This window comes from Actinophytocola sp., from assembly GCF_050699935.1.
GTDB lineage: Bacteria > Actinomycetota > Actinomycetes > Mycobacteriales > Pseudonocardiaceae > Actinophytocola.
Window position 1 is genome coordinate 1 of record NZ_JBOHGB010000125.1, and the last position, 21,813, is coordinate 21,813.

The following is a 21,813-nucleotide window of genomic DNA, read 5'->3' on the forward strand; positions in this document are numbered from 1 at the left end:
GGACGACCCGTGGGGCTACGGCAACTCACTCGAGTGGGCCACCAGCACCCCGCCGCCACGGCACAACTTCACCGAGATGCCCCGGATCCGCTCCGAGCGGCCCGCGTTCGACCTGCACTACCCGCACATGGTGGAGCAGGCCCACGCCGACAAGTACACCGGACCGTTCAGCGGCAACCACGGTGCGGTGGCGGCGCCACCCGCGCCGTCCGAGGTGCTGGCCGAGAAGATGAACCCGGACGAGATCTCCAAGGGTGACCCCAAGAAGCCGAACTGAGCCGACCTTGGCGAACCAACCGGCGAACCAGCCGGCCACACCGGTGCTGATCACGGTCTCCGGACCGGACAAGCCTGGCGTGTCGTCGGTCCTCTTCGCGGTGCTCACCCGGCACGGGGTCGACGTCCTCGACGTCGAGCAGGTCCTGATTCGTGGGCAGCTCGTGCTCGGCGTGTTGGTGGGCACCGACCACGACCCGGAGGGCCTGCAGGAGGCCGTCGAGCAGGCCATGGCCACGGTCAAGATGTCCGTGGCGGTCGAGATCGGCGCGGACCCGCTGTCCCCGGCCCGGTTGGGGTCGAGCCACGTGCTGGTCGTGCTCGGCCGCCCGGTCACCGCCCGCGCGTTCGCCGAGGTGGCGCGCCGGCTGGCGGCGCTGGACGTCAACATCGACGCGATCCGGCGGGTGGCCGACTACCCGGTGACGGGCCTGGAGCTGCGGGTGTCGGTTGCGCAGGACACCCCCGAGGCGGACGCCGAGCTGCGGTCGGCACTCGCGGACGTGTCCGTGCGGATCGGGCTGGACATCGCGGTCGAGCGGGAGGGCCTGACGCGGCGGGCGAAGCGGCTGGTCGTGTTCGACGTCGACTCGACGCTGATCCAGGGCGAGGTCATCGACCTGCTCGCGGCGCGCGCGGGCTGCGAGGACGAGGTCCGCGCGGTCACCGAGGCGGCCATGCGCGGCGAGCTGGACTTCACGCAGGCGCTGACGCGGCGGGTCGAGCTGCTGGCCGGGCTGCCGGCGACGGTGCTGGACGAGGTCGCCGAGTCGATCACGCTGATGCCGGGCGCGCGGACCACGATCCGCACGCTCAAGCGGCTCGGGTTCCGGTGCGGGGTCGTGTCCGGCGGGTTCACCCGGGTCATCGACCGGCTGGCCGACGAGTTGGGGCTGGACTTCAGCGTCGCGAACGACCTGGAGATCGTCGACGGCAGGATCACGGGGCGGGTGCTCGGCGACGTCGTCGACCGCGAGGGCAAGGCGACCGCGTTGCGCGCGATGGCCAAGCGGTTCGGGGTGCCGCTGGCCCAGTGCGTGGCGATCGGCGACGGCGCGAACGACATGGACATGCTCTCGGCCGCCGGCCTGGGCGTGGCGTTCAACGCGAAGCCGGCCCTGCGCGAGGTGGCCGACACGGCACTCTCGCACCCGTACCTCGACGTCGTGCTGTTCGTCCTCGGTGTCACCCGGGCCGAGGTGGAGGCCGCCGACGCCGCCGACGGCCTCGACCTGATCCGCCCATGACCCGCCTGGAAGGACGCCTTCCGGACACTGGCCGCCCGGAAGGACGCCTTCCAGGCATTGGCGGCCGGGGCGGCCGGGAGCGGGGACTCGCGTGCGGGGGCGGGGGACTCGCGGGGAGGGTGTTGGCGTGAGTGGGGTGTTGGAGCCGCTGGCGGGGCGGTATGTGGAGTGGTTGCGGGTGCCTGCCGCTGCTACCGCGGATGTTGCCGCGGAGGAGGCGGAGTTGGTGCGGGCCATGCCCGTCGTGCTGCGGATCGAGCGTGATGAGCCGCCCGGGCGGACACCGATGCTGGAGGCGGCTGCCGCGGCGGCGGTCGGCGTTTGTCTCGATCCGCGGGCTGAGCCCGGGGGCGAGTGGCACGACGACGTCGCCGCGTGGGTCGGTGGGCGGATCCGGAAGGTGGCGCGGCGCGCCCGGGGTGCGCACTGGGCGGCCGTGCAGGCACTGCCCGGCATGACGGTCGCGGTCGGCGGCACTGCGGTCGGCGGTACTGCGGTCGGCGGTACTGCGGTCGGTGGGGTCGCGGTTGGTGGGGCCGAGGTACGGGCGCTCGTGCCCGGGCGGGTCGTGGAGACGCCCAAGGAGGTCAGCCGGCTCCAGATCACCGGCAGCGACCTGCCGGCCGACGAGCCCGGCCCGCCCCCGCCCGGGATCCCCGTGCTGTGGCTGAACCCGGCCATCGAGATGTCCGCCGGCAAGGCGGCCGCCCAGGTCGGGCACGCCACGATGCTGCTCGCGTCCCTACTGCCCGACGTCTCGGCGTGGGCGGCGGACGGGTTCCGGGTCGCGGTCCGCACGCCGACGCGCGAGCGGTGGGCCGAGCTGCACCCGGGCGGCGACCCGGCCGGCGCGTGGCGCGAGCGCGGAGTCGTCGCGGTTCGGGACGCGGGGTTCACCGAGATCGCGCCCGGCACCATCACGGTGCTCGCCCAGCAGCAACACTGAGCCCGGCTCAGCGGGCCACGTTCCACCACAGGTCCTGGTCGGCCCCGTGCCGCCGAACGTCCACAGCTTCGCGTAACGCGTGTTCGCCGGGATCGACGGGGGCGTGCGGTGCAGCGTGACGCCGGGCCGCGCCGCCAGGCGCCGCAGCCGGTGGTCGTCCGGCGCGAGCACCCGGACGTCGACGCACTCCAGCCGCACCCCCGGGCAGCACGTCGGAGAACACCAGACCGTGCGTGGGCGCTGCCGACCGGCGGCCACACCCGCCGCGCCGGCCGGCCGAGATCGTCGGTGATGTGCCGCCACTCCCGCGCGACCGCCTCGCGAAGGTGGCGCACATAGGCGGGATCGACGAACCCGAGCGGCAGCCGGCGGCATCCCGGCCCGCTGTCCGCGTACTCCCGCGCCTCCTTCTTCGCGACCCGCAGCGTGGCGCACGGGTGGATCGTCGCGCCGTACGAGCGCGCCAGCAGAGAGTACTCGTGGTACTCGCCGCCGCTCTGCTCGCAGAACAGCACGCACTCCACACCAAGCCGCCCGCACACGTATGCCAGCGCGATCTGGGCGAAACCCGGCGGCGATCGCGTCGCGCAGGTAGGCGTGCACGGCGCGCTGGTGGCTCCTTTCACCGAAAGGAGCCACGTAGAACGAGGCGGAAAGTTTCGACGAACCGGCCATCTGGCCGGAAATACCGCCGATCAGCCCCGTGCGTCGGTCAGGAGCGCGGTCCAGGCGGCGGTCGGGACGACGAGCGCGGGACCAGGGTCCTTGGAGTCACGCAGAGCCGTCGCGTGACCGGCCAAGGCGATCTCGACGCAGTTGTCGTTGCCGCCGCCCTCGCCGCCGCTGAAGCTGCTCTTGCGCCACCGCACGCCGGTCAGGTCCACAGTGGACACCCTCTTCTCAGCTCGACCACAGTTCCTCGGCCACCTGGTCGATCAACGCCACCGACTCATCGGGTTCCAGCGCAAGCGACCGGAGATGGGCAAACCTCAGTCTAGCCGGTTCCACATACTCGGATTTGTCTTGCCGCTCCTCGCCGAAGGCGTGGGTTGAGTTACAGATGCTGGGTTGGCCGGCTGTCGGAAAGTCCAGGATGCAGAAGCCGCTATACGCGGCCTCGCGAGAGAACATGGCGGTGGGCAGCACGCGCAGCGTCACGGTCGGCAGTTCATTGATCAACGCGAGGTGCTGTAGCTGCGTGCGCATAGCCGCCGGGCTGCCCACCCTGTTACGCAGGACGAACTCGTGGATCACGGCATCCAGCTCGAGCGGGTGTTCCTCGTCGGTCAGGCGCTCCTGGCGAGTCAGGCGGACGGCGAGCTGGTTGGCGATCCAGTCCGGTCGGCGGGCCTCGCGACCCGACTCGAAGACGACCCGCGCGTAGTCGGCGGTCTGGAGCAGGCCGGGGATCAGCGCGAGTTCGTAGTTGCTGAGTCGGCTGGCGCCGGTTTCGAGGGCCACGAAGTCCTTGTCGGAGATGCCGTACTGCTTCCACCAGCCCTTGACCCGCGCCTGGCGGACCAGGTCGAGGACGTCGTCCAGGCGCGTGTCGTAGACGTCCATCATCGAGCGCACCAGGTGCACGGTGACCGGGCCGTCGCCGTTCTCGAAGCGGCTCAACGAACCGAGCGAGATCTCCAGGCGCTTGGCGGCTTCGAGAATGCTGAGCCTGGCCTCGTTGCGTGCGACCCGTATCCGCCGGCCGATCTCCCGGCGCAGCACGACGGGACTGATGTGCCTCGTGGTTTCCACGCGATCAACTGTCCTCGGGAAACCGCGGGGCTGGAATTTCACGACCCGATCGAGTGGCCGCGGCACGGACGGTTCGCACACAGATCGAGCCCGGGCGTGCTGGGCACGGCATAGTCGGCGAGCGGGCAGCTGGACGTGCGACCACGCACCACGAGTCGTCCTCGTTGTGCAGCAACAGAGCCAGGTCCTGATCGTCGGAGACGGCCAGGACGGTCGTCCTGCCCAGGTGTGCCCCAGCCGTCGGGCAACGTCACCTCGTCGGCGTGACACGCGTAGGACCGGAACGCGGAGGTATCGCCGTCGCTGAGGGCCGTGCCGATCAGCTCCGCCGTGCCTCGTGCAGATGTCCGCGGATCCTCCGGCTGGCCGAGATACACGACCACGCCCACGGTCGCCGCCAGCAACACCACGTGCCCGCCGAGCTTCAACCACAGGGGAAGCGGCCCGCGCGGCGCCGGTCTCGGCCTCGCCTGCTGGCGGATCGTCACGTGCCCGGCGGGCTCAACGATTGCGTTGCCAGACCACGAAAAAGCCGTCGTCCATGGTCGTCATGGCCTCGATGAAGGCCTCGTTGTCGAAGCCGGGCAGGGACTGCAGGCGGTTCATCAGCTCGTCGGCGGAGGGGTCGCCCGCGGGGACCGCGCAGCCGCCCCCGCCGGCACGGACGAGGAGGAAGAACACGTCCTCCTTCCACGGGCCCTCCGGGGTGGTCCGGATCGCCACCTCGGAGAGATCGGTCCAGGTCACCGACTCCATGGTGCCATCGGCGAGCAACCGGCGGACGCCGTCGTCATCGACGGTGATACCGGATCTAGTGGACAAGCGAGTCTCCCTGGAACAGAAGTGTGGGCATATTCGATCAGCTCGCCGCGTCGAGCCTGCGCAGGGCCGCCCGGACGACCTCGGCGTCGGACGTGGTCCAGTACCCGGGCAGCGACGCGCGCAGGAAGCCGCCGTAGCGCGCGGTCGCGATCCGGGGGTCGAGGATCGCGACCACGCCGCGGTCCTCGGTCGAGCGCAGCAGCCGGCCGGTGCCCTGCGCGAGCAGCAACGCGGCGTGGGTGGCCGCCACCGACAGGAAACCGTTGCCGCCGCGTGCTTCCACGGCCCGCTGCCGCGCGGACGCCAGCGGGTCGTCGGGCCGCGGGAACGGTAGCCGGTCGACGACCACGAGCTGCAGCGACGGGCCGGGCACGTCCACGCCCTGCCACAGCGAGAGCGTGCCGAACAGGCACGTGGCCGTGTCCTCGGCGAACTTGCGTACCAGCAGGGCCGTGGCGTCCTCGCCCTGGCAGAGGATCGGCAGCTCGGTCCGCTTGCGCAGTGTCTCGGTGGCCTGCTTGGCCGCGCGCATCGAGGAGAACAGCCCGAGCGTGCGGCCGCCGGCGGCCTCCATCAGCCCGGCCAGCTCGTCCAAATAGGACGGTGGCAGCCCGTCGCGGCCGGGCGGCGGCAGGTGCTTGGCGAGGTAGAGGATGCCGCTGCGGGCGTGGTCGAAGGGCGAGCCCACGTCCAGGCCGGTCCACTTCGGACCCTCGATCGACTTGTCGGTGGCCGCGCCCTCGCTCTTGACGCTCTCGCCCTGCTCGGCCGGCAGGCCCCACGAGCGGGCCATCGAGTCGAACGTGCCGCCCAGGGTGAGCGTGGCGGAGGTCAGGATCGTGGTGTGCTGGCCGAACAGCCGCTCGCGCAGCAGCGCGGACACCGCGAGCGGCGCGGCCTTGAGGGCCGGCGGCCGGTTCGTCTCCCCGGTGCGCCAGACGACGTCGCGGCGGTGCGCGTCGTCGGTCTCGAACGCCCGCAGCAGCCGGACCGCGGTGTCGTGCACCTCGTCGAGCTGCGACTGGGCGAGCTTGCGCGCGGTGGCCACCTCGACGTCGCTGTTGCGCTGGTCGGGTCCGAGCCCGGACAGGCACGCGTAGGCGGCGTCGCGGACGGCCGCGAGCGTGTTGGCCATGGGCTCGCCGATCGAGTCGAGCCGGGCTTCGGGCAGGTCTTCGACGAGCAGCGCGAACCCGTCGCCCGCCTCCAGCAGCCGGTCGGCCAGCTCCTGGTCGCAGACCCGGCCGGCCCGGCGCGCGGCGGCGGCCACCGAGGCGGCGGTCAGCTCCGCGGTGGCCGCCGAGGTGACCCGGTCGACCAGGTCGTGCGCCTCGTCGACGATCACGAGGTCGTGCTCGGGGAGGACCTGGAAGCCCTGCAACGCGTCGATGGCGAGCAGGGCGTGGTTGGTGACGATCAGGTCGGCCCGGCCCGCCTCGGCCCGGCCCTTCTCGGCGAAGCAGTCCGTGCCGACCGGGCAGCGGGACGCGCCGAGGCACTCGCGCGCGGACACCGACACCTGCCGCCAGGCCTGCTCGGAGACGCCCGGGTTGAGCTCGTCGCGGTCGCCGGTCTCGGTGTCGGAGACCCATTCCCGGAGCCGGGTGACCTCGCGGCCCAGCGCGGAGACGGCGAACGGGTCGAACAGGGCGGCGTCGTCCGGCTCGTCCTGCATGCCGGAGTCGAGCTTGTTGAGGCACAGGTAGTTACGCCGGCCCTTGAGGATGGCGAAGGTCGGCTTGCGGCCGAGGGGCTTCTCCAGTGCCTTCTCCAGGCGGGGCAGGTCGCGGTCGATGAGCTGGCGCTGCAGGGCGATCGTCGCGGTGGAGACGACGACCGTGGCCTCCCGCTCGACCGCGTGCCGCAGCGCCGGGACCAGGTAGGCCAGCGACTTGCCGGTGCCCGTGCCGGCCTGGACCGCGAGGTGGTCGCCGGTGCGGATGGCCGTCGCCACCGCCTCCGCCATCGCCACCTGGCCGGGGCGTTCCGTGCCGCCCACCGCGGCCACCGCCGTCGCCAGTAGCTCGGACACGCCTGGGAGTCGGGTGGAGGATCGCGGCACAGCCGAACGGTACCTCTGCCGCCCGACAATCCTGCGCACGCACCCGGATGGGTTGTCCGGCCGCACGACCGGGTGGCTGCGCTGGCGCGGTGGCGGCGGGGTTGGGTGTGCTCGGGACATGACCATGAGAAAAGCCGTAGTGGGGCTGGCCGTGGCCGGTCTCGTGCTGGCCGGTGCGAGCCCGGCGCAGGCGCTCGCGGAGTCGGCGGTCGCGTCCGGGTCGGTCGGTTCGGTCGACGCCACGTTCGACGGGGCGCCGCTCCAGGTCGACCCGCTGGCCGCGTGCGACACCGCCGGTTCGGGCTCGGCCGTGACCTCCGGCGACGAGGTGGCGGGCTTCTACGAGTTCGGCCCCGGTTCGTCGACCTGCACGCTCGACGCGTCCGGGGTGGCGAGCGCGGACGTGAGCGGCGAGCTGTTCCGGCTCGACGTGCTGCGGGCGTTCGGCGGGCCGCGGATCCGGGTGACCGACTACAGCGTGGAGTGCGGTACCACGGAGACCGGCAGCAGCGCGAGCTGGTACATCGGCGGCCTGTCCGGGATCCGCGTGCCGCCCGAGCTGCCGTCGAACCACGTGGTGACGATTCCCGGCTCCGGCCCGGGCGCGCCGCCGCTCGCGGAGGTGACGCTGAACGAGACAATCGTGCCCGAGCCGCCGGACGGCAGCATGACGGTGAACATGATGCGCATCCACCTGTTCCCTGAGGGCGGCAACGACGAGGTCGGCGGTGAGATCGTCGTCGGCTCGGTGAGCTGCGCGCCGTTCTAACCCAGGAACAGCAGCACGACGGGTCCGATGATCGTCATCAGGCCCCCGCACACGAGGCCGCGGTCGCGGCGCTTGTCCTTGTCGGCGGCCCCGAGGCGCTGCCCGGCCACGAAGGCGACGAGCGCCGTGATCGCGACCATCGGAATCCAGGCGATGGCCGCGGGCACGTAGAGCAGCGGGGTCATGTCCACGCCGGGCTCACCGGGCCGCGGCCGCTGAACCTCCACCGCCACGAAGGTGAGCGGCCACCACAACACCAGGACCACGGCCACGGCCCATCCGACGGACACTGTCGAGGGCTGCTCGCCACGGCTGCTACTCACGCCCCGAATTCTCCCCCGCCTGTCATCCGGTAACCCGGAGTGCTGGCCGCGTGATCTGGTTCACCTACGACCCAACCAGAAGTCCGCGTTCCAGCTGGACCTCGACGTTCCCGTGGGCGCACGGCAGCCGGGGATCGTCGGCGAGGACGGGCCGGTGGCTGGGAATGGCCGTCTGACTGTGCGACCACGGCGTGTCCAACCTGAACAGAGGACGCGCGGGTCGGGGAGTGGTGTGGCGCGCGGGCCGAATGCTCTATTGTCATGCGCTGCGGCCCAGCGCCGTGCCGACACCGTGTGTCCATAGTGGGCGTGCGGGAGAACTGGGGAGTGAAGATGAGCTACCAGCCGCAACCGCAGCAGGCCCAGCCGGCGCAGCCGGCCAACGGGATGGCCATCGCCTCGATGGTGCTGGGCATCGTCGGGCTCGTCTTCTCGTTCGTCCCGATCATCGGGGTGATCGCGTGGCCGCTGGTCATCCTGGGGGTCGTCTTCGGCGGTATCGCCCTCAACCAGGCGAACCGGGTTCCCGGCTCGCCCACCGGCATGGCGATCGCGGGACTCACGTGCTCGATCATCGGCCTCGTGATCTGCTTCATCTGGGCCATCGCCGCGTCATAGCCCCACGTGGGCCCTTCTGACGGCGGTCATCAGGACTCCACGTGCGGGGTGCCGGTCAGTTGGACGGCGTTGGCGGTCAGCTCGCGCAGGGCGGTGTCGACCGTCGCCTTGGCTACGCCGGCCGTGCGGTCCAGCAGCACGGTCGTCGCGAAGCCGGCGCGGACCGCGTCCAGGGCCGTGGCCCGTACGCAGTGGTCCGTCGCGATGCCCACGACGTCCACAGTGGACACGTCGTGGGCACGCAGCCAGTCGGCCAGCTGGGTGCCGGACGGGTCGGCGCCCTCGAAACCCGAGTACGCCGCCGCGTGCTCGCCCTTCGAGAACACCACCTCGATCCCACCGACGTCCAGCGCCGGGTGGAACGACGCGCCCGGCGTGCCGGCCCGGCAGTGCGGCGGCCACGTGTCCACGAAGTTCGGCGACGAGCTGAAGTGCTCACCAGGATCCACGTGGTAGTCGCGCGTGGCGACCACGTGGTCGTACCCACCGGCCCGGACCAGCGACGAGATGGCGGCTGCCACGGAGGCCCCGCCCGTCACCGCTAGCGATCCCCCTTCGCAGAAGTCGTTCTGCACGTCGACGACGATCAGCGCATTGGCCATGATCAGACTCCTTTAAGCTGACCCTGTTTTGAAGCTCGACCAGTGGTATCAGGAACCGTCTGGCTCCTTCAAAACAGGGTCAGGCGTACACGGTAGGGATGGCGGGCTCGCCGTGGGAGAGCTTGAGCCCCTCCCACGGCAGGCTCACCAGCCCCTCCCGCACCCGTTGCCGGCTCTCCTCCAGGGTCGCCGCGCCGGCGGCCGGTTGTCCACCACGCATCAGCGGCACCACCAACCGCCGATCATGCGGACCCACGTCCGGCTCGCCGGATGCGACGACGTGGACGACCTCCTCCAGCGCCGTGCCGGTCGGCTTGTGCCGGCGCAGCGCCGCCTTGTGCCCGGCCCGGGACTCCTTGTGCGAGCTGCGTTTCGCCACCGGCCGGCCGTCCACCTCGACCAGCTTGTACACCATCCCGGCGGTCGGCGAGCCGGACCCGGTGACCAGCGACGTGCCGACCCCGTAGGCGTCCACGGGCTCGGCGCGCAGCGCGGCGATCGCGTACTCGTCGAGGTCGCCGGACACCACGATCTGGGTGTTGCGGGCGCCCAACTCGTCGAGCTGCACGCGGGCCTGCCGCGCCAGGACGCCGACGTCGCCGGAGTCGATCCGGATGGCGCCCAGCTCGGGGCCGGCGACCTCGATGGCCGTCCGGATGCCGGGGGTGATGTCGTAGGTGTCGACGAGCAGCGTCGTGTCCACGCCGAGAGCGGAGACCTGCGCGGTGAACGCCGCGTGCTCGCTGTCGTGCAGCAACGTGAACGCGTGCGCGCACGTGCCCGCGGTCGGGATGCCGTAGGTGCGGCCGGCCTCGAGGTTCGATGTCGTCGCGAAGCCCGCCAGGTACGCGGCGCGCGCCGAGCTGACCGCGGCCGCCTCGTGCGTGCGCCGGCCGCCCATCTCGATGATCGGCCGGCCGTTGGCGGCGCTGACCATCCGCGCGGCGGCGGACATGATCGCGCTGTCGTGGTTGAGGATCGAGAGCACGAGCGTCTCCAGCACCACCGTCTCGGCGAACGTCCCGCGCACCGTGAACAGCGGCGAGCCGGGGAAGTACAGCTCGCCCTCCGCGTACCCGTCCACGTCACCGGTGAAGCGGTAGTTCGCCAGCCAGTCCAGCGTTCGCCGGTCGACCACGTCGCGCGACGCCAGTTCCGCCAGCTCCTCGTCGCCGAAGGTGAAGCGACTGATGGCCTCGATGGCTCGTGCCGTGCCGCCGACGATGCCGTAGCGGCGTCCGTCGGGCAGCCGGCGGGCGAAGGTCTCGAACACACACCGGCGGTCGGCGGCCCCGTCGGCCAGCGCGGCGGCGACCATGGTCAGCTCGTAGTGGTCGGTGAGCAGCGCGGTGCTGGTGCCGGTCATGAACCGTGAGCCTAGACATGCCACCATTGACGTCATGTCGGTCCATATGTCAGCCGCCATGTCGGCCCATATGTCCATGCCTGTCGAACAGGATCAGACACAGGCGGAGCCGATCGGCTCGGAGTTCACGGCCGAGGACAAGCCGTGGCAGACCATCGTGTGGAACGACCCGGTCAATCTCATGTCCTATGTGACCTACGTCTTCCAGAAGCTCTTCGGCTACTCCCGCGAGCATGCCACCAAGCTGATGCTCGACGTACACCACAAGGGCCGGGCCCTCGTCTCGTCCGGCTCCAAGGACAAGGTTGAGGGCGACGTCGCGAAGCTGCACGCGGCCGGCCTCTGGGCGACCATGCAGCACCAGTCGTGATCCCCTGGGAGCGCGCCGGCGACACGGTGATGACGAAGCTCGACCGCCGGGAGGCGACCGTGCTGCGCGGTCTGATCACCCAGATCGACGGCATGCTGCGCCAGCGGCAGGACGAGGCGCCGCGGGACGAGCTGGCGGAGCTCACCGGCATCCGCACCGGCGCCACGACCGCGCCCGAGGACCCGATCCTCGCGCGCCTGCTGCCGGACTTCCACCGCCTCGATTCGGACGAGTCCGCCGAGCCCGGCAAGGCCGAGCGGGACTCCGCCGCGGCCCTGCGCTCGCTGCACGAGCCGGAGCTGCTCGACCTCAAGACTGGCGTGGCCGGTGTCGTGCTGGACACGTGCCCACCCAACGGCGGCACGGTCAAGCTGTCGCTGGAGCAGGCCGACGCGTGGCTGTCCGCGGTGAACGACGTGCGGCTGGCACTGGGCACCACGCTGAACGTCAGCGAGGAAATGCCCGACGAGCTGCCCGACGACGACCCGCGCAGCCCGCATCTGGGCGTCTACCAGTGGCTGACGTGGATGCAGGAGCACCTGGTCCTGGCGCTGTCGCCCGATGACGACCTTTAACGCGATCACGGACGTGGACGGCGTGCTGGTGGGTCACCACCAGCGGATCGGCGACGGCTGGGCCACGGGCACGACGGTCGTGCTGCTGCCGCCCGGGTCCACCGGCGCGGTCGACGGGCGTGGTGGCGCGCCGGGCACGCGCGAGACCGACCTCCTGGCGCCGGAGAACCTGGTCCAGCAAGTCGACGCGGTGTGCCTGTCCGGTGGCAGCGCGTACGGTCTGGCGGCGGCCGACGGTGTGATGCAGTGGCTCGCGTCGCGCTCGCGGGGCTTCCCGGTGGGTACCGAGCCGCACGAGGTGGTGCCGATCGTGCCGGCGGCGGTGCTGTTCGACCTGCCGCGCGGCGAGTGGGGCAACCGGCCGTCGTCGTCGTTCGGCTCGGCGGCGTGCGAGGTGGCGGCCGACGGGCCGGTCGCGCAGGGCTGTGTCGGGGCCGGCACGGGGGCGAAGGTCGGCTCGCTGAAGGGCGGCATCGGCACGGCGAGCGTCGTGGTGGACGGCTTCACGGTCGGCGCGCTGGCGGCGGTGAACGCGGCCGGCGAGGCGGTCGACGCGGCGTCGGGTCGTCCGTGGGCGTTCGATCACGAGGTGGACCGCGAGTTCGGCGGCTCGTGGCCGGACCGGCCCGCGGTGCTGCCGGCCGTGCCGCCCACCGACCTCAACACGACGATCGGGGTGCTCGCCGTGGACGCCGACCTGTCGAAGGCCGAGTGCCGCCGGCTCGCGGTCGCCGCGCAGGACGGCCTGGCACGCGCGATCCGCCCGGCCCACTCGATGTTCGACGGTGACACGGTGTTCGCCGTGGCCACCCGGGCCCGCCCGCTCACGCCCACGGACGCCCCGTTCGGTCCGGCGGCCCGGGCCGCGGCACTGGACCGGCTGTGCGCGGCGGCCGCCGAGGTCTTCGCCCGGGCCGTGGTGCACGGCGTGCTGTCGGCGACGCCGTTGGCGGGCCTGCCGGCCTACCGCGACATCTGGCCCGCCGACGCCCGCTGCTGACCTGCCACGTACAGCCTGGAAGGACGCCTTCCAGACGTTCAACGTCAGCAAGGCGTCCTTCCAGGCACGGCCCGCGTTACGCGCCGGCGGGCTCGGGCAGCCGGTCGCCGGCGGGGCGGGTGAGCAGGCCGGCCAACCGGTCCATCGTGTCCGGCAGCAGCCAGTAGTACACCCAGGTTCCGCGGCGCTCGCAGTCGATCAGGCCGGCCTGCCGCAACAGCTTGAGGTGGTGCGAGATCGTCGGCTGGGACAGCTCGAACGCCGGGGTCAGCTCGCACACGCACACCTCGCCGCCGGCGCGTGACGCGATCATCGACAGCAGCCGCAGCCGTGCCGGGTCTCCGAGGGCCTTGAACAGGGCGGCCAGCTCGGTCGCCTGCTCCTCGGCCAGCGGCGCGGAGGTCAGATCCGCACAGCACGGCGTGGCGTTCTGTTTCGGCATACTTCTATATTGACGTTTTTCGATACGAGGCGCAACATGGCATAGACGAACATCTAATCAACTCGGAAGGACGAAGACATGAGTGAGTTGCGCGAGGAGGTCCGCGCGCGCTACGCCGCGGCGGCGGTCGCGGTGAGCGAGGGCGCCGTGGCGGACGACTGCTGCGGGCCGCAGGCGGTCGAGGTCGACGAGAACTTCGGGTCCACGCTCTACGCCGCCGACGACCGCGCCACCCTGCCCGCCGAGGCGGTGGCCGCGTCGCTCGGCTGCGGCAACCCGACCGCGGTCGCCGAGCTGCGCGAGGGGGAGCGGGTCCTGGACCTCGGGTCCGGCGGCGGCATCGACGTCCTGCTGTCCGCGCGCCGCGTCGGCCCGACCGGCAAGGCCTACGGGCTCGACATGACCGACGAGATGCTCGCCCTCGCGCTGGCCAACGCCGCCAAGGCCGGCGCGACCAACGTCGAGTTCCTCAAGGGCACCATCGAGGCGGTTCCCTTGCCCGCCGACACCATCGACGTGGTGATCTCCAACTGCGTGATCAACCTGTCCACCGACAAGCCGGCCGTGTTCGCCGAGACCTTCCGCGTCCTGGCCCCCGGCGGCCGGATCGGCGTCTCCGACGTCGTGGCGAACGACGACCTCACGGCGGAGCGGCGTGCCGAGCGCGGATCCTACGTCGGCTGCATCGCGGGCGCGCTGAGCTTCGCCGAGTACCGGCGGGACCTGGCGGCTGCCGGCTTCACCGACATCGAGATCACCCCGACCCACCAGGTGGCGGACGGGATGCACTCCGCGATCGTGCGAGCCGCCAAGCCGACCTCGGCCCGCCAGATCCCCGTTCCGGTCGCCGAGGCGACGTCCGGGTCCTGTTGCTGAGACCCGCTCAGCTCCACAGGTCCGCTAGCCGGCGTTCGTGGTCGGCTGCCTCGAGCAGCGGTTCGGGGTTGACCTCTGCGAGCCTGGCGACGAGGTCGTAGTCGGCGGCGATCTGGCGGTACAGGGGCATTCGCTGGTTGGAGATGAACGGGTCCGAGGCGATCCACAGGCCGGCGACCAGGCGGGTCAGCGGCGAGGAGCGCTCGTCGAGCGTGGCGAGCAGCTGGTCCATGGGCGACAGACGGGGGTCGGCGGGCCGGCGCGGCATGGAGGTCACCGAGCGCAGGAGCCGGACCCAGCCGGCGGGGTCGTCGGCCAGTCGCCGGCGCAGGGCCTCGCCGACGGTGGCGATGTCGCCGCCCGCCATGGCGTAGTGCAGGACGCCTTCCGCGTCGCCTTCTTCCGCGCAGCGGGTGCGGAGCCAGTCGTTGACCTTGGTCCAGCTCGCCGGTTCGTCGTCGGCTCGCGCGTCGAGTTCGCGTAGCAGCAGGCGGCGCAGGACGGTGGCGCCGGCCCCGCCGGTCGCGGGCCAGAGGACGGGGGCGATCTCGCGGTAGCTGTCGACGCCGCCGGTGAGCAGGTCGCCGCGGGCGAGCAGGCCGGTGTGGTGTTCGGTGTGGGCGGCCGCGAAGGTGACCAGGTCCTGGGTGTGCCCGGTGAACTCGCCGAGCAGCCGTTGCCGCAGCGCCTCGCCCAGCGGCGGGCGGTCGGGTTCGCGGCGGGGTTCGGGGAGGTCGAGCAGCCGGGTCAGGGTGTCACCGTGCTCCAGTGGGTGCTCGCGCATCGCGTCCACCAGGAGCGCGGTCGAGGCCGGATGCCCCCCGGTGAGGCCGTACACCATGGCCGTCAGCTGGTTGTGGCCGATCAGCGCGCGGTCGCCGGCGCGGATCGGCGGAAGCATGGCCACCAGCCGGGCGGTCTCGTGTTCGCTCAGGTCGCCCAGCACGTACCGGCACCACCAGGTGGGCGGGTCCAGCTCACTGTCCGGACCGGTGTACTCGACCAGCTCCTGCCGGGGCACGCTCGCGAGCAGCTCACCCCGGCTGGTCGCCACGGCGGTCAGCGGATCGGCCGGATCCTCGTCGCGGTCCAGCCGGCGCATGCGGGCGTGCACCAAGCCGTTCACGAACCGCTGCCCGAGCGGAGTGTCGACGTCGTCGAGCAGCATGAGGCAGTTGAGCGTCATCTCCGCCGCATGCCTCGAGTTCCGGAAACCGTCCCGCAGATCGGCGAGAAAGGCATCCCAGAGCAGCGCGTCGACCTGCTCGGTGTGCTCCTCTTTCGTCCAGCTGTCGAGCTCCACGAGGGCGTCGAGTGGATTCTTCCGCAAGCCACGGTCCTGATGGCCGTACCAGTCGGGAGACAATGTGGGCTGGCCCGGCGTGGGCAGTGGGGTGGTCGGACCCGCCGTGTCGAGGAGAATCCGCCGTATGGCGTCGGGGTCGAGGTGCGCGGAGAGCAGCCGCTGAACCTCCGCGCGCGCCTGCTGGCGGCTGTCCGACAGGTTGGTTCGCATGGTCAACCTGCCGGCCGCCAGGCGTGGGAACCGCAGTGGGCCATACCGTTTGGCGGGTCTGCTCAGCTCAAACGCGATCGCGGACAGCACGTCGGGAACCGTGGCCGCGCTGCTTTTTTCGAAACTGATCCGGGCGTAGGAAACACGCTGATCGAGTCGGCGCGCGAGCGTGTCGAGCAATGCCGTCTTCCCATAGCCACGACCACCTTCGAACACCAGCACCGGATGGCGCAGGCTCCGTGTCCCGCCGCGATGCGGTTCGCGCTCCATCAGGCGTCGCACGAGGTGGACTTCCCGTAGGTGATCGCCCGCGTGCTCGGCGCCGGTGTCAACGCGGGTTGTCCCAGGATCGCGTTCCGGCAGCCGCACACCGAGGAGTCCGGCGAAGACCCGGCGGGTCACCGGATAACCGGCGATGGCCGGGGGCCGGGGCACGGGCCGAGGACCGACACCGAGGAATCTCGCGAACACCCGGCGGGGCAAGGAGTCAGCGTTCACCGGCCACCCCGCGCGCTTCGCCCCGCGGCGTGCCCGCGATCGCGTCGGCGAGCTGCGGAATGCTCCCGAGTTGTGCCAACATCGAGGGAGCCGCGAAGCCGAGCGCCACCGCCACGTATGCGCCGCTGATCTCACCGCTCGCGCCGAACAGGGTCGCACATCCCGCGCCGAGCGTCATCCGGACCACGACCAGACACGCGTGCACGGGCACGTCCAGGTAGGACCGCAACATCGGGGGACGGTCCTTCACTCGCCCGGTCGCCGTCCGCCGAGCGGACTGCCAGGCGGCGAAACAATTGAAGACCGCGAGGATCTCGACGAGCGCTCCACCGCCAGCACCGAGCAATGCGAACTGCCACCAGTGCATGGCGCGAGCCCCTCCGTTCGTGATCACGCCCAGCCTGTTGCCCGCATCCCGTTGGCTCACCGGTACGTGCCCGCGCGCCGGGTGCCGATGCTCTCAGTAAGTGGGAAACCGCCGCCCACGACGTAAGATCGCGGTGTGCTTCGGATACGCCGTGACCTGGTCGACGCGATGGTCGAGCATGCCCGCAGGGATCACCCGGACGAGGCGTGCGGCATCCTCGCCGGCGCGGAGGGGTCCGACCGGCCCGAGCGGATCATCCCCATGCTCAACGCCGCCCGGTCGCCCACGTACTACGAGTTCGACAGCACCGAGTGGAACGCGGTCTACACCGAGATGACCCGCAAGGACGAGGAACCGGTCGTCATCTACCACTCACACACGGCCACCGAGCCGTACCCGTCGCGCACCGACATCGCGCGGGCCGGCGAGTACGCCATGCTGCTGCCCCCGCCGCACTACGTGCTCATCGGCACCCGCGACCCGGACGTCCACGAGCTGCGCTCCTATTGCGTCTCCGACGGCGAGGTCACCGAGGAGCCCGTCGAGGTCGTCGAGGCGGAATATCCGGCCGCCCCTTAGGTCTTTCCCAGGTAGCACAGTCACTCAAGCGGAGGTAGCACATGGCCGTCACCGTCTCCATCCCGACCATCCTGCGTACCCACACCGGCGGGCAGAAGTCGGTCGAGGCGAGCGGTAGCACCGTGGCCGAGCTCATCGACAACCTCGAGGCCAGCCACGGCGGACTCAAGGCGCGCCTGGTCAAGGAGGGGTCACTGCACCGGTTCGTGAACGTGTACGTCAACGACGAGGACGTGCGGTTCTCCGGCGGCCTGGACGCACCCGTCTCCGACGGCGACAACGTCACGATCCTGCCCGCCGTGGCGGGCGGCTGAGCCCATGGCGCGGTTCGGCTCGCTGCTTGAGGCGCTCGGCGACACCCCGCTGGTCGGCCTGCCCCGGCTGTCGCCGTCCGAGGACGTGCGGCTGTGGGCCAAGCTCGAGGACCGCAACCCCACCGGCTCGGTCAAGGACCGCGTCGCGCTGCGGATGATCGAGGCCGCCGAGCAGGACGGCCTGCTGCGACCCGGGTGCACGATCCTGGAGCCGACCTCGGGCAACACCGGCATCTCGCTCGCCATGGCCGCCAAGCTCAAGGGCTACGGCCTCGTCTGCGTGATGCCGGAGAACACCTCCGAGGAGCGCCGCCAGCTCCTGCAGGCCTACGGCGCGCGGATCGTCAGCTCCCCGGCCGCGGGCGGGTCCAACGAGGCCGTGCGGCGCGCCAAGGAGCTGGCGAAGAAGAACCCGGACTGGGTGCTGCTCTACCAGTACGGCAACCCGAACAACGCGGCCGCGCACTACGACGGCACGGGCCCGGAGGTCCTTCGTGACCTGCCGACCGTGACGCACTTCGTCGCGGGCCTCGGCACGACCGGCACGCTGGTCGGCGCCGGGCGCTACCTGCGGGAGCACAAGCCGGACGTGCACATCATCGCCGCGGAGCCGCGGTACGGCGAGCTCGTGTACGGGCTGCGCAACCTCGACGAGGGCTTCGTCCCGGAGCTGTACGACCCGGACGTGCTGACCGGGCGCTACTCGGTCGGCTCCTACGACGCGCTGCGCCGGACCCGGCAGCTGCTGGAGACCGAGGGCATCTTCGCCGGCATCTCGACGGGCGCGATCCTGCACGCCGCGCTGGCGGTGGCGGAGAAGGCCGCGGCGGCCGGCACCCGCGCGGACGTCGTGTTCATCGTCGCGGACGCGGGCTGGAAGTACCTGTCCACAGGGGCCTATGCGGGCTCGCTGGACGAGGCCGCCGAGCGCCTGGACGGCCACCTCTGGGCCTGACGGCCTGACGCCTGGAAGGACGCCTTCCTGGCGCCCAACGTCCGGAAGGCGTCCTTCCAGGCCCGGGGATCCGGGGGATCCGGGGGATCCGGGGAACTTCAGGGTTCGTCCGGAGCCGGGCGGCCGGTTGGGCACGTAATCTCGGGTACGTGAGCACTCTGCCGGCCAAGCCCATCGAGAAGCCCCGCAACCCCGCGAACCGGATCCTGCCGCCGAACCCGGTGGCGGCGGCGATCGTGATCGCGTCGTTCACCGCCCTGCTGTTCCTGATCGAGGCAATCGACGCGATCCTGCCCGCGAACCTCGACAACCTCGGCATCCAGCCGCGCACGCTCGGCGGGCTCGACGGGATCCTCCTGGCCCCGCTGCTGCACGCCGGCTGGTCGCACCTGTTCGCCAACGCCCTGGCGATCCTCGTGTTCGGCTTCCTCGCCATGTCGGGCGGCATCGGGCCGTGGGTCGCGGTCACGGCCACGGTCTGGCTCACCAGCGGCATCGGCGTCTGGCTCACCGGCGCGGACGGCGTCACCGTGGGCGCGTCCGGCATCGCGTTCGGGTGGCTCGCCTTCCTCCTCGTCCGAGGCGTGTTCAACCGCAGCTTCGGCCAGCTCGCGGTCGCGGCAGTGCTGTTCGTGTACTGGGGGAGCATGCTGTTCGGCGTCCTGCCGGGCGAGCCGGGCATCTCCTGGCAGGGCCACCTCTTCGGCGCGCTCGGCGGCATCCTCGCCGCCTGGCTCGTCACGCTGGCCAACCGCCGGAGCCGGCAGCCGGCCACGCCGGCAGCACCGGCGGCATCGCCAGCACCGTGAAGGGATCCATCGGGATCTTCGACTCGGGGGTGGGCGGGCTGACGGTCGCCCGTGCGATCGCCGACCAGCTGCCGGGCGAACGGCTGCGCTACGTCGGCGACACCGCCAACGGCCCGTACGGTTCGCTGCCGATCGCGCAGGTGCGCCGGCACGCGCTCGCCATCGCCGACGACCTCGCCAAGGGCGGCGTCAAGCTCCTGGTCATGGCCTGCAACACCGCGTCGGCCGCGTGCCTGCGCGACGCCCGCGAGCGCTACGACATCCCGGTCGTCGAGGTGGTCGTGCCGGCCGTGCGCCGGGCGGTCGCGAGCACCCGCAACGGCCGGGTCGGCGTGATCGGCACCGCGGGCACGGTCCGCTCGCGCGCGTACGACGACGCGTTCGCCGCCGCGCCGCACATCGAGCTGTCCTCCGCCGCCTGCCCGCGGTTCGTCGACTTCGTCGAGCGCGGCGTCACGTCCGGCCGGCAGGTCCTCGGCCTCGCACAGGGCTACCTCGAGCCGCTGCAGCGGGCCGGCGTGGACACGGTCGTCCTCGGCTGCACGCACTACCCGCTGCTCACCGGCGTGCTGCAGATCGTCATGGGCAACGACGTGACGCTCGTGTCGAGCGCCGAGGAGACCGCGAAGGACGTCGTCCGCGTCCTCACCGAGGAGGACCTGCTGACCGAACCGGACGGCGAGGTCCGCCACGAGTTCGTCGCCACCGGACCGGCGGCGCCCTTCGCCCGGCTGGCCAGGCGCTTCCTCGGCCCGGAGCTCGGGGCCGTCGCGGCGGCGACACCCTAGCGGAACACTAGGCTGTCCCTGTGTTGTTGACCGTGCTCGGCTGTTCCGGCAGCGCCCCGGGTCCGCGAGCCGCGTCCTCCGGCTACCTCCTCGAGGCGGACGGCTTCCTGCTCGGCATCGAGCTGGGCAACGGCACGCTCGCCGAACTGCAGGCGGTACGTGACCCGTTCGCGCTCGACGCGCTTCTGTTGTCCCACCTGCATCCTGATCACTGCGCGGACTTCTCCGCGCTCACGGTCCTACGCCGCTACCACCCCGCACCTTCGCGCGACCCCCGCACGCACCGGCTGCCCGTGTACGCCTCACGCGAGGCGCCGGAACGGCTCGTCGCCGCCTACTGCCCCGCCGCCACCGACCGCGCGAGAGAGGATCTCGGTGACGTCTTCGAGTTCCACCGGCTCGCCGACGGCATTGTCCACATCGGACCATTCGAGGTCACGGCGGCCGCCGCGGCACACCCGTGCGAGTCCTACAGCTTCCGGATAGTCTACAACGGACACTCGATCGTCTACACGGGAGACACCGGCCCGTCGCCCGCGATCACCAAGCTGGCCAAGGGAGTCGACGTGGTGCTCGCCGAGGCGTCCTGGACGCATGCGGAGGATCGACCGCCCGACCTGCACCTGTCCGGCGTCGAGGCCGGCCGGCTCGCGCATGCCGCGGGCGCCGGCCGCCTGCTGGTCACCCACGTGCCACCGTGGACGGACCGGACCGCCGTCCTGGCCGAGGCGAGAACCGAGTTCTCCGGCACGGCACACCTGGTCGGGCAGGGCGAGTCCTTCGAGATCTGAGGTGTGCCCGAGCGATTGGCGGGCTCCCGGCGAGGTCCGGGCCGGGAGCCCGACCATCGAGCATCGCTGACGCCCTTGACAGTCGTCAAGACTTAGCTTGACAAGTGTCAAGAGGATGGTCATCTGGGTCTACACTGCGACCGTGTCCGACGCCGTCGACCCGAAGCAGGACCGAATCTCCCGTCGGCAGGTCGACAAGTTCGCCGAGCGACGCGCGCAGCTCGCGGCGTCCGCGCTCCGGACCCTGTCCCAGCTCGGCTACGCGCGGACGAGCCTGCGGGAGATCGCGCAGAACTCCGAGTTCTCCCACGGTGTTCTGCACTACTACTTCCGTGACAAGGTCGACCTGATCACCTTCTGCGTGGCGCAGTACAAGGCCGAGTGCGTGAAGCGCTACGACCAGATCGTGACCACCGCGCTCACCGGACCGGAGCTGCGCGCCGGCTTCGCCGAGGCGATGACCGTGACCCTGCGCGAGGACGCCGCGATGCACCGGCTCTGGTACGACCTGCGCAACCAGAGCATGTTCGAGGACTCGTTCCGGTCCGACGTGCGCGAGATCGACGAGAGCCTCGAGCGGATGATCTGGCGGATCGTCACCCGGTACGCGGAGCTGACCGGCTCAGCGCCCGCGGTGTCGGCCCGCCTGGCCTACGCGCTGTTCGACGGTATGTTCCAGCATGCGCTGTTCGGGCACCTGGCCGGCGTCGAGGCCGCCACGGGCGAGTTGGGGGACCGCGTCGGGCACGTGCTCGACCGGGTCGTCCACCATGCCGCCACCTGACGGCGCGGTGTGCACGGGCGGGTGGCGCAGCACCAGCCAGCCGAGCAGTCCGGCCGGGATGATCAGCCAGCACGACAGCAGTCGGTAGACCAGCACGGTGGCCGCCGCGGTGGCCTCGCCGGCGCCGGCCGAGAGGAGCCCGGCGAGGAGGCTGATCTCGATCATGCCGATCCCGCCGGGCGTCAGCGGGACCTGCCGGACGATCTGCACGGTCAGGTAGATCGCGCCGAGCGCCACCACGTCAAGCGGCAGTCCGAACGCGCGGGTGGCGGCGTAGAGGCAGATCAGGTCGGCGAGCCAACTCGCGACCGCGGCGCCGAGCGCGAGCGCCCAGTGCCGGCCGGGCACCGCGCGCGAGCTCGCGAC

Annotated in this window: 25 protein-coding genes and 2 pseudogenes; 16 read left to right on the forward strand and 11 right to left on the reverse strand. The window is 71.5% G+C overall.

Going from position 1 to position 21,813, the window contains the following annotated elements; genetic code table 11:
- The 3 genes and pseudogenes from ACRDTB_RS29115 to ACRDTB_RS29125 form a co-directional block, all read left to right on the forward strand.
- Positions 1-277 (forward strand): annotated as a pseudogene (locus tag ACRDTB_RS29115) (cytochrome ubiquinol oxidase subunit I); the annotation flags it as partial.
- Positions 278-284: 7 nt separating this feature from the next.
- On the forward strand, positions 285-1,523 hold the full coding sequence (gene serB, locus ACRDTB_RS29120) for a phosphoserine phosphatase SerB (RefSeq protein WP_431435369.1): 1,239 nt from the start codon (positions 285-287) through the stop codon (positions 1,521-1,523).
- A 127-nt stretch (positions 1,524-1,650) separates the two neighbouring features.
- Complete coding sequence (locus tag ACRDTB_RS29125) at positions 1,651-2,469, forward strand: aminoacyl-tRNA hydrolase (protein WP_431435370.1); 819 nt, start codon at positions 1,651-1,653, stop codon at positions 2,467-2,469.
- 695 nt (positions 2,470-3,164) lie between these two features.
- On the opposite strand, the gene ACRDTB_RS29130 is transcribed toward ACRDTB_RS29125, so the two are convergent.
- The 4 genes from ACRDTB_RS29130 to ACRDTB_RS29145 all read right to left on the reverse strand — a co-directional run bounded on the left by ACRDTB_RS29130 (position 3,165) and on the right by ACRDTB_RS29145 (position 7,075).
- Positions 3,165-3,362, reverse strand: coding sequence for a DUF397 domain-containing protein (locus tag ACRDTB_RS29130; protein ID WP_431435371.1), 198 nt, complete (start codon positions 3,360-3,362; stop codon positions 3,165-3,167).
- A gap of 7 nt (positions 3,363-3,369) precedes the next feature.
- Entirely contained in the window at positions 3,370-4,221 is an 852-nt protein-coding gene (locus tag ACRDTB_RS29135; protein WP_431435372.1) for a helix-turn-helix domain-containing protein, read from the reverse strand.
- 501 nt (positions 4,222-4,722) lie between these two features.
- Complete coding sequence (locus ACRDTB_RS29140) at positions 4,723-5,043, reverse strand: hypothetical protein (RefSeq protein WP_431435373.1); 321 nt, start codon at positions 5,041-5,043, stop codon at positions 4,723-4,725.
- 37 nt (positions 5,044-5,080) lie between these two features.
- A complete protein-coding gene (locus ACRDTB_RS29145) occupies positions 5,081-7,075 on the reverse strand; it encodes an ATP-dependent DNA helicase (RefSeq protein ID WP_431435374.1) in 1,995 nt (664 codons plus the stop codon).
- A gap of 154 nt (positions 7,076-7,229) precedes the next feature.
- Between ACRDTB_RS29145 and ACRDTB_RS29150 the strand changes: the two genes are divergently transcribed.
- Positions 7,230-7,874, forward strand: a complete 645-nt coding sequence (locus ACRDTB_RS29150; RefSeq protein WP_431435375.1) for a choice-of-anchor P family protein — start codon at positions 7,230-7,232, stop codon at positions 7,872-7,874.
- On the opposite strand, the gene ACRDTB_RS29155 is transcribed toward ACRDTB_RS29150, so the two are convergent.
- Positions 7,871-8,197 carry a hypothetical protein gene (locus ACRDTB_RS29155; protein ID WP_431435376.1) on the reverse strand — a complete coding sequence of 109 codons (327 nt, stop codon included), beginning with the start codon at positions 8,195-8,197 and terminating at the stop codon, positions 7,871-7,873. The genes ACRDTB_RS29150 and ACRDTB_RS29155 overlap by 4 nt on opposite strands.
- A 333-nt stretch (positions 8,198-8,530) precedes the next feature.
- On the opposite strand from ACRDTB_RS29155, the gene ACRDTB_RS29160 reads away from it, so the two are divergent.
- Complete coding sequence (locus tag ACRDTB_RS29160; protein ID WP_431435377.1) at positions 8,531-8,815, forward strand: DUF4190 domain-containing protein; 285 nt, start codon at positions 8,531-8,533, stop codon at positions 8,813-8,815.
- 29 nt (positions 8,816-8,844) lie between these two features.
- On the opposite strand, the gene ACRDTB_RS29165 is transcribed toward ACRDTB_RS29160, so the two are convergent.
- Positions 8,845-9,417 (reverse strand): nicotinamidase, encoded by a 573-nt coding sequence (locus tag ACRDTB_RS29165; RefSeq protein WP_431435378.1) that lies wholly within the window; start codon positions 9,415-9,417, stop codon positions 8,845-8,847.
- A gap of 79 nt (positions 9,418-9,496) precedes the next feature.
- Complete coding sequence (locus ACRDTB_RS29170; RefSeq protein WP_431435379.1) at positions 9,497-10,783, reverse strand: nicotinate phosphoribosyltransferase; 1,287 nt, start codon at positions 10,781-10,783, stop codon at positions 9,497-9,499.
- A gap of 70 nt (positions 10,784-10,853) precedes the next feature.
- On the opposite strand from ACRDTB_RS29170, the gene clpS reads away from it, so the two are divergent.
- Genes clpS through ACRDTB_RS29185 form a run of 3 tightly spaced genes read left to right on the forward strand, consistent with a single transcriptional unit; the run spans position 10,854 to position 12,728 of the window.
- Entirely contained in the window at positions 10,854-11,153 is a 300-nt protein-coding gene (gene clpS / locus ACRDTB_RS29175) for an ATP-dependent Clp protease adapter ClpS (protein WP_431435393.1), read from the forward strand.
- Entirely contained in the window at positions 11,150-11,728 is a 579-nt protein-coding gene (locus ACRDTB_RS29180; protein WP_431435380.1) for a DUF2017 domain-containing protein, read from the forward strand. The genes clpS and ACRDTB_RS29180 overlap by 4 nt, the downstream gene beginning before the upstream one ends.
- Positions 11,715-12,728 carry a P1 family peptidase gene (locus tag ACRDTB_RS29185; RefSeq protein ID WP_431435381.1) on the forward strand — a complete coding sequence of 338 codons (1,014 nt, stop codon included), beginning with the start codon at positions 11,715-11,717 and terminating at the stop codon, positions 12,726-12,728. The genes ACRDTB_RS29180 and ACRDTB_RS29185 overlap by 14 nt, the downstream gene beginning before the upstream one ends.
- Before the next feature lie 76 nt (positions 12,729-12,804).
- On the opposite strand, the gene ACRDTB_RS29190 is transcribed toward ACRDTB_RS29185, so the two are convergent.
- Positions 12,805-13,170, reverse strand: a complete 366-nt coding sequence (locus ACRDTB_RS29190; protein WP_431435382.1) for an ArsR/SmtB family transcription factor — start codon at positions 13,168-13,170, stop codon at positions 12,805-12,807.
- Positions 13,171-13,248: 78 nt separating this feature from the next.
- On the opposite strand from ACRDTB_RS29190, the gene arsM reads away from it, so the two are divergent.
- The gene (arsM, locus tag ACRDTB_RS29195; RefSeq protein ID WP_431435383.1) at positions 13,249-14,046 is read left to right on the forward strand and encodes an arsenite methyltransferase; all 798 of its coding nucleotides are present in this window, start codon (positions 13,249-13,251) and stop codon (positions 14,044-14,046) included.
- A gap of 7 nt (positions 14,047-14,053) precedes the next feature.
- On the opposite strand, the gene ACRDTB_RS29200 is transcribed toward arsM, so the two are convergent.
- Both ACRDTB_RS29200 and ACRDTB_RS29205 read right to left on the reverse strand, forming a co-directional pair.
- Positions 14,054-15,562 (reverse strand): hypothetical protein, encoded by a 1,509-nt coding sequence (locus ACRDTB_RS29200; RefSeq protein WP_431435384.1) that lies wholly within the window; start codon positions 15,560-15,562, stop codon positions 14,054-14,056.
- 487 nt (positions 15,563-16,049) lie between these two features.
- On the reverse strand, positions 16,050-16,427 hold the full coding sequence (locus ACRDTB_RS29205; protein ID WP_431435385.1) for a hypothetical protein: 378 nt from the start codon (positions 16,425-16,427) through the stop codon (positions 16,050-16,052).
- Between the two features lie 135 nt (positions 16,428-16,562).
- On the opposite strand from ACRDTB_RS29205, the gene ACRDTB_RS29210 reads away from it, so the two are divergent.
- The 7 genes from ACRDTB_RS29210 to ACRDTB_RS29240 all read left to right on the forward strand — a co-directional run bounded on the left by ACRDTB_RS29210 (position 16,563) and on the right by ACRDTB_RS29240 (position 21,447).
- Entirely contained in the window at positions 16,563-17,006 is a 444-nt protein-coding gene (locus ACRDTB_RS29210; protein ID WP_431435386.1) for a Mov34/MPN/PAD-1 family protein, read from the forward strand.
- 41 nt (positions 17,007-17,047) lie between these two features.
- A complete protein-coding gene (locus ACRDTB_RS29215) occupies positions 17,048-17,320 on the forward strand; it encodes a MoaD/ThiS family protein (protein WP_431435387.1) in 273 nt (90 codons plus the stop codon).
- A gap of 4 nt (positions 17,321-17,324) precedes the next feature.
- On the forward strand, positions 17,325-18,275 hold the full coding sequence (locus tag ACRDTB_RS29220; RefSeq protein ID WP_431435388.1) for a PLP-dependent cysteine synthase family protein: 951 nt from the start codon (positions 17,325-17,327) through the stop codon (positions 18,273-18,275).
- Between the two features lie 149 nt (positions 18,276-18,424).
- Positions 18,425-19,084 (forward strand): rhomboid family intramembrane serine protease, encoded by a 660-nt coding sequence (locus ACRDTB_RS29225; RefSeq protein WP_431435389.1) that lies wholly within the window; start codon positions 18,425-18,427, stop codon positions 19,082-19,084.
- Positions 19,081-19,872, forward strand: coding sequence for a glutamate racemase (gene murI / locus ACRDTB_RS29230; RefSeq protein ID WP_431435390.1), 792 nt, complete (start codon positions 19,081-19,083; stop codon positions 19,870-19,872). Before ACRDTB_RS29225 ends, murI begins: the two co-directional genes overlap by 4 nt.
- 20 nt (positions 19,873-19,892) lie before the next feature.
- A complete protein-coding gene (locus tag ACRDTB_RS29235; protein WP_431435391.1) occupies positions 19,893-20,663 on the forward strand; it encodes an MBL fold metallo-hydrolase in 771 nt (256 codons plus the stop codon).
- A 142-nt stretch (positions 20,664-20,805) separates the two neighbouring features.
- Positions 20,806-21,447, forward strand: coding sequence for a TetR/AcrR family transcriptional regulator (locus ACRDTB_RS29240; protein ID WP_431435392.1), 642 nt, complete (start codon positions 20,806-20,808; stop codon positions 21,445-21,447).
- 57 nt (positions 21,448-21,504) lie between these two features.
- Here the strand turns inward: ACRDTB_RS29240 and ACRDTB_RS29245 are convergent.
- Positions 21,505-21,795: pseudogene (locus ACRDTB_RS29245) on the reverse strand (flippase-like domain-containing protein); the annotation flags it as partial.
- Between the last annotated feature and the right edge of the window lie 18 nt (positions 21,796-21,813).